This is a genomic window from Cupriavidus sp. PET2-C1, from assembly GCF_054515855.1.
This window is the reverse complement of the sequence record NZ_CM137259.1, coordinates 802999-817537: the sequence shown is the minus strand read 5'-3', so window position 1 is coordinate 817537 and position 14539 is coordinate 802999. Positions and strand designations below refer to the sequence as shown.

Below are 14539 nucleotides of genomic sequence, written 5' to 3'. Positions count from 1 at the left end.
CGTCTTTATCCCAATGCTTGCTGCAGTTCCTGCATTTCCTGAGGACCGGTCTTGAAGGCTTCGTTTGGGCTCTCGCTTTGGAACTTTCCCCAAACGCAGCGCTTTAACCACTCCTGCAGCTTGTTGTCGACTAGCAGCGCAATAATTATCTGCAAGGCGAAGAAGGCCAGAAGTGCGAGGATGACAAGTGGTCCCGACAAAGCGAGTAGCGCAGCAGCAGAAAGGAAACCACCAAGAGTTGCGGACGCAGAATAGAGAATGAACAGACCAAAGTTCCCCCGACGATACTCATTCGATGCATTTATGCCGTCCCAGACGGCTACGATCACCCCCGCGCCCCCGCCAAAAGCACGCCCAGCCAAGCCGAGCCAAGTGATGTTCGCCAGTGGCTGCTTAAGCAGCAACCGCCCAAGCGGCGTCCTTCCCCAAGGCGTCTTTTCCAGAACCTTCTCCGTCACGTCGACGATCGTCGCTGCAAGCGCTGCACCCGCCGCGCGCATCCGCCAGCCCTTCTCCGACTTTTCCCATCCAGACGCCTTCTCTTCGTCACCGATGGCCTTCGACAAGCCCGCGACTTGTATCAACGCCATGACCGCACCCAGGCGTATGCCGCTGGTGACGGCCGACCGGAAGCGCGCGGCCAGGCTGCTCTCGTACTGTTCCAGCGTGCGGATGGACTTTGCCGCCCACTTCGCCTGCTCCGCCGGTTTGAGACCTGCCGGCATGCGCTCGAGATGCGCCCCCTCCACCACCACCAGGAACCGGCCCTTGAAGGTTCCCTCCTGTACTTCGCCCTTGATCTGCAGCAGGCGCATCTCGTCTGCCACAGCCTTCTTGATCTGGTTTTCGGAATAGGCTGGCTTGCCTCCGGCATCGGTTTGCAGGCGCAGCATGGTCCGCAGAAGCTGTTCGCGGAACTTCTTCTTGGTGCCCACCACATTGACCACCACGATCGGCTTGCCGATGCGCACGCCAACCGTTGCAACCAGGGTCATCCATGACTTGCCTGCAGCCTTGTCCAATCCGCGACCCAGAAACGCGGCGCCGGAGCCGGCGATGTACATGACCAGGCGCGCCAGATTGTCGGCGCTTGCCTTTTGTTCCATCGTCTGGCCAAACAGCTTCTCCGCCCCCTCCACCAGACGCTTGTAGCTATCCATCAGGCTGTCCCAAGGCAGCGCCGCCAGATCCAGGCTGCCGGCAACCCCCTCCTTCAGCTTGTTGATGAGGGCGTCGCTATTGATGCCCAGGGCTCGCAACAGGTGATTCTTCGGGTCGGAGATGTCGCCATCCAGCCATTCCTGATAGAGCAGGCTGCACGGTTGCTTGTCCTCTGTACCCATGATCATCCGGGTCAGGACGCTTTCGTAGTCGAAGCCGCTGGCCAGATCTGCGGTATCGAAGTTGCAGGTGAAGTAGTGCGTCGTTCGGCTACTCTTCAACCAGGCTGCATGTGCCTTGGCCAGCGGCAGGATCATGCGCTGGTCGAATTTCCCCAGCTCTTCCTTGTAGCGCTTGTCAAAACTGGCGCGCGCCGGCTCGCTGTATTTGCCAAGGTAGGGTCCCCACGCCTGGTCCTTTACCTTCTTCAGGCCTTCGGCGGTGACCTCGTATCCCTTTTCGATTCGCTCGGCATGGCGTTGGGCAAGCTGGGTCCCGCGGACGTAGTCAATGGCACTTTCCAGCGCCATCGCACTGCTTTCGTTGCCGTATGCCTGTGCCTTCAGATTCTCCGCAGCGGTCAGCTCGGCAAGCTCCGCGTTATGCTCGACTGCATCCTTCATTCCCAGAATGGCGGCATTGACCGTCACCTCACGAGCCCAGTCGGGTCGGCTGTTGAAGCGCTGCAGTTCGTACTGCATCAGGAAGGAGAGCTCCTGGGCAATGCCAGCCGGGTCTGGCAGGGCAAGGAACAAGGCTTTACTCTGTGCCGGCTTCACGCCTTCAAGCGCGGCCGTCCTTTCGCACAACGCCGCGTACTGATCATTGACCGGGTGCCAGGGCCACGGCGCAAAGTCAAAGGAGGCTGGCTTGGTACGGTTGGTCAGATAGAAGTCGGCAACCTGCTTGTCCAGTTGCGCGATCCTCTCGGCGTGCTGGTGATTCTGCGTGGCCAACCATTTCTGCACGTCAAGCACACGCATGTGCTTGTCGCGGTATGCGGCATCGCGGTGCCGCTCGATGGTTGCCGCCGTCCACTCGGTGTCCGAGACCCCCAGCCAGACTTTGGTCGCCTGCTCCGCGCGCGGAACCGTGACACACATGGCGATGGCGGCGTGCCCCGCCTGCTCACAAGTGAACTTCGCCTCCTCGGCGGATGGCGCGGGCTTCCTGGGGTCAAATTCATACAGGTACCCCTCAGGAAGCACCATATAGCCCTTCAATGGCTGCGCCTTGTCCGCTTCATTCCAACAGTACAGATAGCTGGCTCGCAGGCGGCGCAGCACGTACTTCGCGGGCGCCACCGGCACCGCGGTGATCCATTGTGCAAACGGCCCGGTCGGCTCTGGTACCCTGCTCGTCTCCGGCGCAATGCCGTAGCGCACCGGATAGATCGCCAGTCCGCTCTTGTCGCAGAACTTACAGCCCTTCATTGATATCCCCTCTCCGATGCCGGATTGCGCAGGCCGAGATGGCTCGAGATCTGCGCGCGCTTTTCAAAGTCCCATTGGTTCGCCATCGCGGCAAACAGTCCACGTTCGTCAGCACTTCGTTTGATCAGGTCGTCCACCTCGGGATAGGCTTCCAGATCGGGATGGATTGTCATGCTGTGCTGCACGTACGCAATCAGGTCGACGCCATCAAGCTTGTGCCGGTCCTGTCCACGCTGCAGCAGGACATTGATCCTGCGCATAGCGTCCATGGATGCCGTGAAGCCGCCGGCACGCGCCAGCTCGTCGTGAACGGCATTCACAAGAACGATGCGGCCCAACGCCAAGGCTTCTTCCCTTGAGAAGGTCTCACTTCGTTCGTCGTCGATCTGCGGAGCGGCTTCGGTCACCCATCCCTTGCCGAGGGAGCAGTAAGTCCATTTCGTGATCGGTCCGTAGAGCGAGCGTTGTTTGCGAGGGCCGAGAATACGCAACAGATGCTGAAACACTCTCGGATCGTAGTAGCGGAACAGCGCCTTCGGTTCTCCTTCGACATGAAGGAGGAGTCTGCGACCAAGATGGCCCTGGGTCTCACCGAATGTCGCGCTGGTTGAGATCAGCCCCGATATCGCGGGTGCCACACCCGACGACGCCTCATAGCTATGGCGGTCTGCCAGCACCTTGCGTTGCGCATCGCTCAGGCCTCGCAGATCTATCAGCCATGGAAACAGGTGCCTCTGCTCGCCCATCGGTTCCAGCACCAGTGAACTGTGAGGCAGGCCATGCAAGTCGCTGTCGCTATCCAGGTTCAGCGGGTCGAGCAACAGACAGTCATGCCTATCCAGGTGTTCGAGAATCATGATTTGCCTCAGCTCACAGGCACAACGGCCTGTCCACTACTTGCGGCGTCGCGCATCCCGAACTCACAGACTGAGCTCTTGGCCAGCTTTGGCCACGCCACGGTCTCTGTCGAAGGGCCGGTGAAGCTATGCCCCGCGGCATGGGCGGTATTTGTTCCGCGCGTGAGGTGCGTGATTCCGCCGTCGTTGTAGCGTGTATGACTGCTACCGCCGCCAATCAGCAGTTCCTTCTTGGCCAGAATGCGGATGTTGTCGTCGGTGCTGATGATGTCGATGCCAAGCTTCGCGAAGAACTGCATGACATCGTTCTGCGCTTGCAAGGTGATCGGCCCCTTTGCAGCGAACAGCCGGATGCCTAGCAGATGCGCGCACAATGAGAACATGCCGCGAACACTCGCGAAGAATCCTTTGCCAGTATTCAGAGACAGATGCTCTCCCGTTGTGATCGTCGCGTGCCTGCTGCTGTGCAAGTGGGTATCGGTAGTGGCTGTAGCAACGATACCCGCCGCGCTGGCGACAACAATGTGAGGCTCTGCCAGCATACCGGACGGGCTTTCGTCTCCTTTGATCGCATCGTTCTGGCGCGCAATGGCCTTGGCAACACCATTTTGCTCATCGTGCTGCGCCTGAGCCTGAACAGAGGCTTGCTGAAGCTGCTCGGCAAGCGAAAGCGCTCCGCGCAGGCGATCCATTGCCTCGGACAGGTCTAGCGCGGCACCCTGCCCATGCGTGCGCAGTTCACTGGAGACCAATGTCCCCGCGCCTGATCGGAGCGCCATATGGCCGTCGGTCCGCAGCTCTGCGCCTTCTCCTCGGCGGTCCTTGCGACCGGCGTGATCGGGTACGCTCGTCAGATAACCCAGGTTGAGTTGGGAGAGCCGATGATCCGATGAGAGCTGACTCTGTATCTGGTCCTTCGTATCGTCCATCAACAGGTGATTGTGACGCTCTCCAAACAACTCCTTGCTTCGAATCCCCGACAGCGCGTGCTGCCCCGGCAGTGCCCACGGCGACATATTGAACTGGTTCGGCACCCGCCCGACGATCAGCGGGCAATCCGGATCGCCGTTGAGGAAGGCAACAATGACCTCCTGGCCGATACGCGGAATATGCATGGCGCCAAACTGATCGCCAGACCAGCCGTTGACGACACGAATCCACGGTGAAGAGTTCTCGTCGTGCTTCCCATAGCGGTCCCATTCAAACTGAATGTTCACGCTCCCGTGCTCATTGCACCAGATTTCCTGGTTCTTCGGCCCGGTCACGACCGCCCGCTGCAGGCCGGCGACGCGCGGCTTGCCGACCGTACGCGGCGGACGGAAGACTTCGTCGGTGGGATGGCCTTCAAAAGCCACGCGGCAGGCAAACCGCTGCCGGCTGCCGGACTCGCCGCCGACGTCCTCCAGGTCGAACGTCGTGCTGGTGACGAGGAACTCCCGGTTCAACGCGGGATTGCCGTGATTGCTCACCATGTAGGTGCAGCCCGGCGCCACGCCACGCAAGGCACCGACACCGCGCACGCGCCGGCCCCGGGCACGGCGCTCCTCCATGCGAATCCTCGCCCGCATCTCGCCTACCGCCGGCTCGACATAGTCGCCCGGGTACTCGTACCGCTCAAAGTCGGCAAAGCCGGTTTCGCGTGGCTGGCTGTTGTCGGTGGTCAGGTCCGCCCGCGGCTTGCGGAAGTCATAGTCATTCAGCGTGACCTTGCCCGTGCGCAAGCGGTTGACCGGATCGAGGCGCACCAGGTGTTCCTGATCCACCTTGAATCCTTGCGGATAGATGGGCAGCGTGTGATAGGCCTCACTGGGGAAAGTGCGATACGCTCCCGTTTCGGCAGCCAGGATCAGCCGATGGTGCCCGCCGTCATGCTCGAAGAAGTACGTGATGCCATATTCTTCGGTCAGGCGCTGGATGAAATGGGCATCGGTTTCCCCGCTCTGCACTTCCCAGACCAGCTTGGGGTAAATCGATACGTCAAGACGCTTCTCGACCGAGAACGGATAGTCCGCCAGGACCTCATCCAGGATCTCGATGACTGTCTTCTTCTGGAAGGGCTTGAAATCCGAAGTCTGTGTGGCGAGCCACAACCAGGGGCGCAGCGTGAACCGGTACAGGCGATTCTCCGCAGCGCCGCCAACCTGTTCGAGCTCCGAGATGACACCCGTGATCTCCCGATGCCCGGCACCAATGCCGCCCAGCAGGCCCGTGCCCATGCCATCGAGCTGGATCGTCACCGTCATCTCGCGCCCGATCATGTCATCGGGGTCCGCCTCGGCGAGGAACTGCTCGGCCGCTGGCGAGACCGGCCGCAGATCCACCTTGTAGGTAAACAGTTCGCTCAAACCTTCATGGCCGGAGAGCCGCACAAATTCCAGCTGCGGCTGCCCGAGCAGATCGGGGATGGCTGCACTGGAGACGCTGACTGTCCGGCGCCGTCTTGCCATGAGGTTCTCCACGTCATTTCGCGTGCGCATGAGTCATCTCTCAGGCCATTGGCCAGAAGTAAAGCGTTGAGCGGAACCCGTCGCTGCTATCCGCATCGGCCATGCCGGCGTAGCCCATGTCCTCGTCGCCGAGCTTGTTGCCACGCCACGTCATGCGACGCGTCGAAGCTTCCACCACACGATTCAGGTCACGCGACTCGAATGCCGAGGCCAGCCAGGCATTTCGCAGCAAGTCAACGTGCCCGCCGTCGTAGCCCGGCGTCTCGTCAAAGGAAATGATCCCCTGCTCGGCCCATGTCATCAGACCCCGCAGGTTCGTGACATCAAGCCGACGAGGGGCACCCAGGTAGGCCGGGCCGCTAAGCTGCTGGGCCAGGCGTGCCCGGCTGGTCTCGATCTTCATGCCCTTGTAGCGACCGAACAGAATCGGATCGCTGCCGTCCACATGGACGCCGCACTCAATCAGCGCAAGGCTCATTCGGATCGCGCAGGCGTTCTCACAGGCCGGATCGTCAACGCGGCTTTCCCAGCCAATCTGGCGGAACAAAGCCAGCCGGGACCGGCGCGGGGCGGCCTCGTCCCCGAGCTCGGGCTTCGGATAGGCATGCCAGAGGTCATCGAAGCGCAGTGAGAGAGCCATGTCCGTGGGTGGTCAGATTGGGTCAGCGATCCCGCCGGCTACGTCAAGCGTGGCCGGCGGGCACGGTCATGACAATCAGGCTTCCTTGTTGCCCTTGATGTCATAGCCCGCGGTCACGGCGCCGCCGCTGCCGCCCTGGGCGTTCTGCACCACGTACTCCTGCTTGATCTTGGAGAACGACAGGGAGACCTTCTCGCGCATGCGCAACTCGTCATCCACCGAACCCTTCGGGCTCACCTTGGTAACGACCACGTCCGTCATGGTGAGCTTCAGGTATTCGAGCGGATTGCCGCCGGCCTTGCGCACGACCAGCACCGCTTCGTTGATGTGCTTGCCGGTCAGGCAGTACTTCATCAGGTTGGGCGAAGCGCGATCGATGAAGTGGTCGAAGGACAGGTCCGACACGGTCGCCTTGCCGGCGCCGCCGCCGCTACCCGCGTGCATGGTGGACTGCTGCTCGATGCTCCAGTCCCAGGCCAGCACTTCGATTTCGTTCTTGTGCGAGGTGTCCTGCGACTCGCCGTCGATGCCATTGATCTTCAGGAAAATGTCCTGTGCCATTGAGAAACTCCTTCACGTTAAGACAGGTACTGCAGACAAGAGCCACAACAAGGCCCCCGCCCCAATGGGATCAGGGGCGGGGGTGCCTGATGTGGGACTACCGGTAGGTTTCAGGCCTCGGACGACGCTCAGGCGGCGTCCTTGACCGATGGCAGGCGCGCCACCAGTCGCAGCGACACCGTCAGGCCTTCGAGCTGGAAGTGCGGGCGCAGGAAGAACTTGGCGCTGTAGTAGCCGGGGTTGCCTTCCATTTCTTCGACGACCACTTCGGCGGCCGCGAGCGGACGGCGGGCCTTGGTCTCCTGCGAGGAGTTGGCCGGGTCGGCGTCAACGTAGTTCATGATCCATTCGTTGAGCCAGCGCTGCATGTCCTCGCGCTCCTTGAAGGCCCCGATCTTGTCGCGCACGATGCACTTCAGGTAGTGGGCGAAGCGTGAGCAGGCAAACAGGTACGGCAGCCGTGCCGACAGGTTGGCGTTGGCCGTCGCGTCGGCGTCGTAGTACTCGGCTGGCTTTTGCATCGACTGCGCGCCGATGAAGGCCGCATAGTCGGTGTTCTTGCGGTGGACCAGCGAGATAAAGCCGTTCTTCGATAACTCGGCTTCACGGCGATCGGAGATGGCGATTTCGGTCGGGCACTTCATGTCGAGGCCGCCATCGTCGGTCGGGAAGGTGTGGCACGGCAGGTTCTCCACCACACCACCGCTCTCCACGCCGCGAATCAGCGTGCACCAGCCGTACAGCTTGAACGAGCGGTTGATGTTCACCGCCATGGCGTAGGCGGCGTTGCTCCACACATACTTGCGGTGGTCGGCGCCGTCGGTGTCTTCCTCGAAGTCGAATTCATCAACCGGGTTGGTCTTGATGCCGTATGGCAAGCGCGACAGGAAGCGCGGCATGGCCAGCCCCACGTAGCGTGCGTCTTCCGAGTTGCGCAGGCTGTTCCACGGCGCGTATTCCAGGTTCTGGAAGATCTTGGACAGGTCGCGCGGGTTGGCCAGCTCCTGCCACGAGTCCATCTGCAGCACGGACGGCGATGCGCCGGCGATGAACGGCGCATGGGCGGCCGCCGAAATCTTGGCGAGCGAACCCAGCAGTTCCACGTCGGGCGGGGTGTGGTCGAAGTAGTAGTCGGCGACCAGGCAGCCGTACGGTTCGCCGCCGAGCTGGCCGTATTCCTCCTCGTAGATGCGCTTGAAGAACGGGCTCTGGTCCCAGCCGATACCCTTGTACCGGCGCAGCGTGCGACGCAGGTCCTCCTTGGACACATCCATCACGCGGATGCGCAGCTTGTCGTCGGTCTCGGTGTTCGAGACCAGGTGATGCAGGCCGCGCCAGGCCGACTCCAGTTTCTGGAAGTCCTGGTGGTGCAGGATCAGGTTGATCTGCTCGGAGAGCTTCGTGTCGATGGCGCCGATGATGGCTTCGATGCTCTTGTACGCATCGTCGCTCATGGTGAACGAACTGGCGAGCGCCTGCTCGGCCAGGGTCTTGACGGCGAGATCGACGGCTTCGCGGGCCTGGTCCGTCTTGGGCGAAAACTCGCGCCCGATCAGTGCGGCGAAGTCCGAATGCTCTACGGTCGCGAGGGCTTGCTGTTGCTTTTGTTGGGCGGATGCCATGGAGTCCTTGCTTGATGAGGTTGTTCAGGTTGGCAAGAAGCCGTTCCGGTCAGGACTGGGGCGCCTGGGCGTCGCCATCCGTAGCCTGGGGCTTGGGCGCCTTGGCGAGCGACTGCAGCAGCGCGGGGTCTTGCAGCAGTTGATTGATCAGCGATTCGGCGCCCGACTTGCCATCCATGTAGGTCTGCAGGTTCGCGAGTTGCGTGCGGGCTTCCAGCAATTGCCGCAGCGCATCGACCTTGCCGGCCACCGCCGCTGGCGAGAAGTCCTCGATGCTCTCGAACGTCATGTCGACCATCAGTTGGCCGCCGCCGGCCAGCGTATTGGGAACCGCGAACGCAACACGAGGCTTCATCGCCTTCATGCGCTCGTCGAAGTTGTCGATATCGATCTCGAGAAACTTGCGGTCGGCGACCGGCGGCAGCGGCTCCGCGGGCTTGCCCGACAGATCGGCCAGGACGCCCATCACGAAGGGCAACTCGATGCGCTTCTCCGAGCCATAGACCTCGACGTCGTACTCGATCTGCACGCGCGGCGCACGATTGCGCGCGATGAATTTCTGCGAACTGTTCACAACAGACATAGGTCTCCTCAACGGGTGACAAGAGGGGTTACAAGGACGTGCCGCACGGCGTCAGGCCGCTTCGGCTTCGGGATATTCCGGCCCAACAGCGTCGTGGCCGGCACGGTATTCGGTGTGATAGGTCAGTACGGGCGCATCTGGCTGCTCTGCCGCCAGCCGGATGTCGATCGCAGCCACCTGGCGCTTCTCCGATACCGCCGACAGCCACAGGCGAGCCAGTTGCGGCTGGACGACCTGCTCGATAAAGCTGATCAAGCGGCGAGCTCCGGTTTCGCCAACCGGGCAGCGCGCCACGATGAACTCGACCACGGCGTCGCCATAGGTGAGCGCAATGCCGTGCTGGTCGTGCATGCGTGCCACGACGCGGCCCAGGTGCAAGCGCACGATGCGGCCGAGGTGTTCGGCGGCAAGCGGCAGGTAGGGCACGATCACCAGGCGGCCGAGGAACGCCGCCGGAAAGACTTTGCGCAGCTCCGGCATCAGCGCGTCGCGCAGCGCCGCGGGCTCCGGCATCAGCGCCGGGTCTTCGCAGAGATTCGCCAGGAGATCCGAGCCAGCGTTGCTGGTCAGCAGCAGGATGGTGTTCTTGAAGTCGATGTGGCGCCCTTCGCCGTCTTCCATGTAGCCCTTGTCGAACACCTGATAGAAGACTTCGTGGACGTCGGAATGCGCCTTCTCGACCTCGTCAAGCAGCACCACGCTGCAGGGCCTGCGGCGCACCGCTTCGGTCAGCACGCCGCCTTCGCCGTAACCGACATAGCCCGGCGGTGCGCCCTTGAGGGTCGAAATGGTGTGCGGCTCCTGGAATTCGGAGAGGTTGATGGTGATGAGGTTCTGCTCGCCGCCATAGAGGGCATCGGCCAGCGCCAGGGCGGTCTCGGTCTTGCCGACGCCGGAAGGGCCCACCAGCAGGAACACGCCGACCGGCTTGCCGGGATCGCTCAATTGCGCGCGGGCGGTCTGGACACGCTCGCCGAGCTGGGCCAGCGCGTGGTCCTGGCCGACGACGCGAGTGCCAAGGGTCTGTGGCAACCGCATGACCGTGGCCACCTCGTCCGCGACCATGCGCCCAACCGGGATGCCCGTCCAGTCGGCGACAATGGCTGCGACCACGGCTTCGTCCACTTCCGTGTACACAAGCGGCGCATGCCCTTGCGCCGCACGAAGGTCGGCTTCGAGCTCAGCCAGAGACTGCTGAGCCTGCGCCGTGATCGCCGGCTCGATCGCCGGGCTTTGGACCAGCGCCTGCCGGCGTGCAACCAGGTCGCTCGCCAGGCTTCGTTCGCGCTCCCAGCGCGCTTCGGCCTGCGCCAGGCCGGCATCGATCTGCTCGCGCCGGGCATGTACGTCGGCCATCCGCGTGACATCGGCTTTGCCGAAGCCGGCTTCCTTGGCGAGCAGCGCACATTCGGCGCCGGCAGCGGCCAGTTGCTGGCGCAGGTGTTCGACTTCCGCCGGTGGGGCGTGCAGTGACAGCGCCACTCGGGCGCAAGCGGTGTCGAGCAGGCTGATGGCCTTGTCCGGCAACTGCCGGGAGGGGATATAACGATGGGAGAGCTTGACGGCGGCACGCACCGCTTCGTCGCGGATGAACACCCGGTGGTGCGCCTCGAAGGTGGCGACCAGCCCCCGCACCATGGCGACAGCCTTGGCTTCTTCTGGCTCCATCACCTGCAGGACCTGGAACCGGCGCGTGAGCGCCGGATCTTTCTCGATGTGGCGCTTGTATTCGCTCCAGGTGGTAGCACCAATCGTGCGCAGCGCGCCTCGCGCCAGCGCCGGCTTGAGCAGATTGGCAGCGTCGCCCGTGCCGGCCTGGCCGCCGGCGCCGACCAGCGTGTGGACTTCATCCACAAACAGGATCACCGGCGTCTGGGACCTGGCGGCTTCCTCCAGCACGCCTTTGAGCCGCGCCTCGAATTCACCTTTCATGCTGGCGCCGGCCAGCAGCGCCCCGACGTCGAGACTCAGGAGCCGGATGTCCTTCAAGCTCGGTGGCACCGTGCCCGCAGCGATGGCCTGGGCGAGCCCCTCGATAACGGCGGTCTTGCCAACCCCAGCCTCTCCCGTCAAGAGCGGATTGTTCTGGCGGCGGCGCAGCAGGATGTCCGTCATGGTGCGGATCTCGTGCTCGCGGCCAATCACCGGATCCAGCCGGCCGGCGCGGGCCTCCTCGGTCAGGTCGCGGCAGTACTGGCCAAGGGCAGACTTGCCGGAACCCGTGGGCGCCATGGCGCCGCTGGCCTCGCCAGGCGTGGCCGGTGCGAGGCCACTACCGTCGTAGGCCCCTTCCCGACTTTCGGGCGACTGCGCGACCAACGCGGACACGGCTTCGACCAAGTCATCGGCACGTACCTTCGCGAACTGATTCGAGATGCCCAGCACCGTACGGCGCAATTCCGGCGTCTTGAGCAGTGCGGTCAGCAGATAGGCGCCGCGCACGCGGTCATCGGCGAAGGCAAGTGTCGCGTAGACCCACGCCCTCTCCATGGCGGACTCGATCTGGAACGAGAAGTCGCTGATCGACGTGGCGCCGGCTGGCAGCAACCCCAGCGCGCACGTCAGGTCGGCTTCCAGGGCGGGCAGGTCGGCGCCGGCATGGCGCAGGATCCGCTGCAGGTCGCCATCGGGGGCCTGCAGCAACTGGTGCAGCCAATGCACAAGCTCCACGTACGGGTTGCCGCGGAGTTTGCAGAAGGCGGTCGCGCTTTCGATCGCCTTGAACAGGGTGGGATTGAGTCGGCCGAACAGCGCCTGACGCGAAATGTCCATTTGGTGCCTTGCTCTGTTTTTTGAATGATCGACGGCGCTTTCCCGATGGAGTTCTTGATTAACTCTTTTTTAGGATATGGCAAAAGCATTCGATGCGTAAACCCCTTGCGCGAATCATCACAGAGCGACTTCCTTGACCTGCCTTGGCCTGGATAGGACGCCTGATCGCCGTGGATCCTTGGTAGTCAAAAAGGTAGCCAAATACCAATACGTGCGCGTTTATCACGTCCAGCATGGAGGCGCAATCACTTGCGACGATCGCCAACAGAGGCATGACAAATTCGGAAATTTCCCAATATGAATTGCGAAAAATCTCGGCGTTTTGCAGGACATATCGGCGTTTTTATAGGAAACGTCCTAAAACAATTAGGACAAAAGATCCCTAATTCAAAGCCGTCGCGCAGACCGAAATTAATGACTTCCGTTTGCATTTTGTCTAGCCGTGATTTTCGATTATCATCGGGTCCATTCCTGAACCTATCACTAGCGAGGCAAGGTCATGAGCGACTCGCAGACCCTCCCGGCAGGGACCGGCGCCACCACCCCCGGATTCGACCGCGATAGCGATACGCCCTGGCCTTGGGATGCGCTCGGCGGGATGCACCCAGGCACGGCCGATCCGTTCTCGGTGCTGAGACCAGCCGCTGGCGAGCGCACAGCGCAAGCTGCTGCCCCCGATAGGACTGACGTGATCGAGCAGCTCAAACGCGAGGCCGAGGCGGCGCTGCGCGATCCCGACTACGTGAGCGCCCACCTGGAGGCCACCACTGGGGCGGCATCGGGTGTACCGGCGGAGATCGCTCGGAACCCGCTGCAGACGCTCGCACGCGAGGCCGACGATGCCCACAGCTTGATGGACATGCTTGCCACCGCCGGCCACATCAACGCCCTGATTGACTCCCCGCAGCCCCTGGATGACCACCCGCTCTTTGTGATCCCGCCCGCGCCGGACGTGCTCTGGCTCTTCGCAGGGGACATCGTGCCCACCAGGCGCCGTGACGTCGCCGCTCCCCTTACCCGCCGCGAACACCACCTCATCTCGATGGATAGCGCCTACCGCCCTGCACAAGCACAAGCACAAGCACAAACGCCGGAGCCCGATCATGGCGCTTGATACGCAAACCCCCGAAAGCACACTCGACACCGGGCTATCGTCGGTCCTGCGCCAAACCGGTTCGGCCACCGGCGCGCTCGCCGCAGCGGAAGGCCGGGTGCGCCTGCAGCCCGGCTCATTTGACTTCCGTTGGCAGCTATTCCAGTGGCTGTGCGTGGTTGGCGACTGGACGCGCGCGCTCCGGCAACTGCAGGTGGCCACGCAGCTCGCACCCGACTTTGCGCAAACCGCGCATGTCTACCGCGACTTGATCCGCGCGGAGGTGTTCCGGTGCGAGGTCTTCGCAGGCCGGCGCGCGCCCGGCTCCCTGCTGCCGGCCCCGGCCTGGATGTCCGGGCTGCACGTCGCGCTCGCACAAACCCAAGCCGGTGAAATCGCCGCCGCCGATAGCAGCCGCAACCGGGCACTGTCGGAGGTCCCGGCCTCGCCCGGCATGCACGACGGTGTGCGCTTCGCGTGGATCACCGACACCGACACGCGCCTGGGCCCGACCTGCGAAATCGTGGCTGCGGGCCGCTACGCCTGGCTGCCTTTTTCCCAGATGCACAAGCTTGAGCTGGCCGAGCCTGCCGGCTTGCTCGATCTGCTGTGGCGCCCGGCCACCGTGACGCTCGCCGACGGTGTAGTCAGCCGTGGCTTCATGCCGGTGCGCTACCCTGACTCTGCACAGGGTAGCGACGCCATCCGGCTCGCTCGCGAAACCAACTGGGCTGAAGTCGGCGAAACCGGTGTCATCGGATTCGGCCAGAAGACCTGGATGACGGATGCGGGCGATGTGGCCATGCTCGATGTGGCGACCCTCACTCTGGTAACCGGGCATGACTGACCACCGCCCACCGCGGGTACCACGCCGCCCGAATACGCAACTGCTGCCGACGCTCTTTGACCGGCTGCGCGACGACGCGCCCCAACGGCAGACCGAAAGCGCGAACGAATACACCGTCACGCGCGCCCAGATGCGCGAGATCATCCAGCGCGATCTCACCTATCTGCTCAATACCACCAACCGCGAGGATGAAATCGATCGCAAGCGCTATCGCGCTGCCGCTGCATCGACGATCAACTACGGGGTACCACCGGTCGCCGGCAGTTACCTGTCCGAGCGTAAGTGGAACGACATCGTCAACATCGTCAGGCGCGCCATCCTGGACTTCGAGCCCCGGCTCATTCCCGGCTCGCTGGACGTGAAGCCGCTTTTGAAAGAAGACGCGCCGCAGCGCTACAACACCCTGGTGTTCGAGATCAAGGGCCTGATCCATATGGACCCGTACCCGATGGCATTCACTGCCCAAAGCTCGCTCGACCTGGAAACCAGCCGGATGAGCGTCCAATCGATTCACACCACCTGA

11 protein-coding genes are annotated in these 14539 nt (G+C 62.8%); 3 read left to right on the top strand and 8 right to left on the bottom strand.

Annotated elements, in window-relative coordinates; all coding sequences use genetic code 11:
• Positions 1 to 5 precede the first annotated feature (5 nt).
• The 8 genes from ACX12D_RS03705 to tssH all read right to left on the bottom strand — a co-directional run bounded on the left by ACX12D_RS03705 (position 6) and on the right by tssH (position 12076).
• Positions 6 to 2594 carry a T6SS effector BTH_I2691 family protein gene (locus ACX12D_RS03705; protein ID WP_459372970.1) on the bottom strand — a complete coding sequence of 863 codons (2589 nt, stop codon included), beginning with the start codon at positions 2592 to 2594 and terminating at the stop codon, positions 6 to 8.
• Complete coding sequence (locus ACX12D_RS03700) at positions 2591 to 3451, bottom strand: DUF4123 domain-containing protein (RefSeq protein ID WP_459372969.1); 861 nt, start codon at positions 3449 to 3451, stop codon at positions 2591 to 2593. The genes ACX12D_RS03705 and ACX12D_RS03700 overlap by 4 nt, the downstream gene beginning before the upstream one ends.
• 8 nt (positions 3452 to 3459) lie before the next feature.
• Complete coding sequence (locus ACX12D_RS03695) at positions 3460 to 5928, bottom strand: type VI secretion system Vgr family protein (protein WP_459372968.1); 2469 nt, start codon at positions 5926 to 5928, stop codon at positions 3460 to 3462.
• A 10-nt stretch (positions 5929 to 5938) separates the two neighbouring features.
• The gene (locus ACX12D_RS03690) at positions 5939 to 6538 is read right to left on the bottom strand and encodes a T6SS effector amidase Tae4 family protein (RefSeq protein ID WP_459372967.1); all 600 of its coding nucleotides are present in this window, start codon (positions 6536 to 6538) and stop codon (positions 5939 to 5941) included.
• Positions 6539 to 6613: 75 nt separating this feature from the next.
• Positions 6614 to 7099: an Hcp family type VI secretion system effector gene (locus ACX12D_RS03685; RefSeq protein WP_043344077.1), complete on the bottom strand. Its 486-nt coding sequence runs from the start codon at positions 7097 to 7099 to the stop codon at positions 6614 to 6616.
• Between the two features lie 128 nt (positions 7100 to 7227).
• The gene (tssC, locus tag ACX12D_RS03680) at positions 7228 to 8721 is read right to left on the bottom strand and encodes a type VI secretion system contractile sheath large subunit (protein ID WP_459372966.1); all 1494 of its coding nucleotides are present in this window, start codon (positions 8719 to 8721) and stop codon (positions 7228 to 7230) included.
• Between the two features lie 49 nt (positions 8722 to 8770).
• Positions 8771 to 9304 carry a type VI secretion system contractile sheath small subunit gene (tssB, locus tag ACX12D_RS03675; RefSeq protein ID WP_441639607.1) on the bottom strand — a complete coding sequence of 178 codons (534 nt, stop codon included), beginning with the start codon at positions 9302 to 9304 and terminating at the stop codon, positions 8771 to 8773.
• Positions 9305 to 9355: 51 nt separating this feature from the next.
• On the bottom strand, positions 9356 to 12076 hold the full coding sequence (tssH, locus tag ACX12D_RS03670) for a type VI secretion system ATPase TssH (RefSeq protein ID WP_459372965.1): 2721 nt from the start codon (positions 12074 to 12076) through the stop codon (positions 9356 to 9358).
• Positions 12077 to 12575: 499 nt separating this feature from the next.
• Here tssH and ACX12D_RS03665 point away from each other — a divergent pair, with 499 nt between their 5' ends.
• Genes ACX12D_RS03665 through tssE form a run of 3 tightly spaced genes read left to right on the top strand, consistent with a single transcriptional unit; the run spans position 12576 to position 14539 of the window.
• Positions 12576 to 13190, top strand: coding sequence for a TagK domain-containing protein (locus tag ACX12D_RS03665; RefSeq protein WP_459372964.1), 615 nt, complete (start codon positions 12576 to 12578; stop codon positions 13188 to 13190).
• Positions 13180 to 14016, top strand: a complete 837-nt coding sequence (locus ACX12D_RS03660) for a type VI secretion system accessory protein TagJ (RefSeq protein ID WP_459372963.1) — start codon at positions 13180 to 13182, stop codon at positions 14014 to 14016. Before ACX12D_RS03665 ends, ACX12D_RS03660 begins: the two co-directional genes overlap by 11 nt.
• Positions 14009 to 14539 (top strand): type VI secretion system baseplate subunit TssE, encoded by a 531-nt coding sequence (gene tssE, locus ACX12D_RS03655; protein ID WP_459372962.1) that lies wholly within the window; start codon positions 14009 to 14011, stop codon positions 14537 to 14539. The genes ACX12D_RS03660 and tssE overlap by 8 nt, the downstream gene beginning before the upstream one ends.

Coding starts and splice junctions, on each gene's coding strand:
- tssH (WP_459372965.1), bottom strand. CDS start 12,076: ATGGACATTTCGCGTCAGGCGCTGTTCGGCCGACTCAATCCCACCCTG.
- ACX12D_RS03690 (WP_459372967.1), bottom strand. CDS start 6,538: ATGGCTCTCTCACTGCGCTTCGATGACCTCTGGCATGCCTATCCGAAG.
- ACX12D_RS03695 (WP_459372968.1), bottom strand. CDS start 5,928: ATGCGCACGCGAAATGACGTGGAGAACCTCATGGCAAGACGGCGCCGG.
- ACX12D_RS03685 (WP_043344077.1), bottom strand. CDS start 7,099: ATGGCACAGGACATTTTCCTGAAGATCAATGGCATCGACGGCGAGTCG.
- ACX12D_RS03700 (WP_459372969.1), bottom strand. CDS start 3,451: ATGATTCTCGAACACCTGGATAGGCATGACTGTCTGTTGCTCGACCCG.
- ACX12D_RS03665 (WP_459372964.1), top strand. CDS start 12,576: ATGAGCGACTCGCAGACCCTCCCGGCAGGGACCGGCGCCACCACCCCC.
- tssB (WP_441639607.1), bottom strand. CDS start 9,304: ATGTCTGTTGTGAACAGTTCGCAGAAATTCATCGCGCGCAATCGTGCG.
- ACX12D_RS03660 (WP_459372963.1), top strand. CDS start 13,180: ATGGCGCTTGATACGCAAACCCCCGAAAGCACACTCGACACCGGGCTA.
- tssC (WP_459372966.1), bottom strand. CDS start 8,721: ATGGCATCCGCCCAACAAAAGCAACAGCAAGCCCTCGCGACCGTAGAG.
- tssE (WP_459372962.1), top strand. CDS start 14,009: ATGACTGACCACCGCCCACCGCGGGTACCACGCCGCCCGAATACGCAA.
- ACX12D_RS03705 (WP_459372970.1), bottom strand. CDS start 2,594: ATGAAGGGCTGTAAGTTCTGCGACAAGAGCGGACTGGCGATCTATCCG.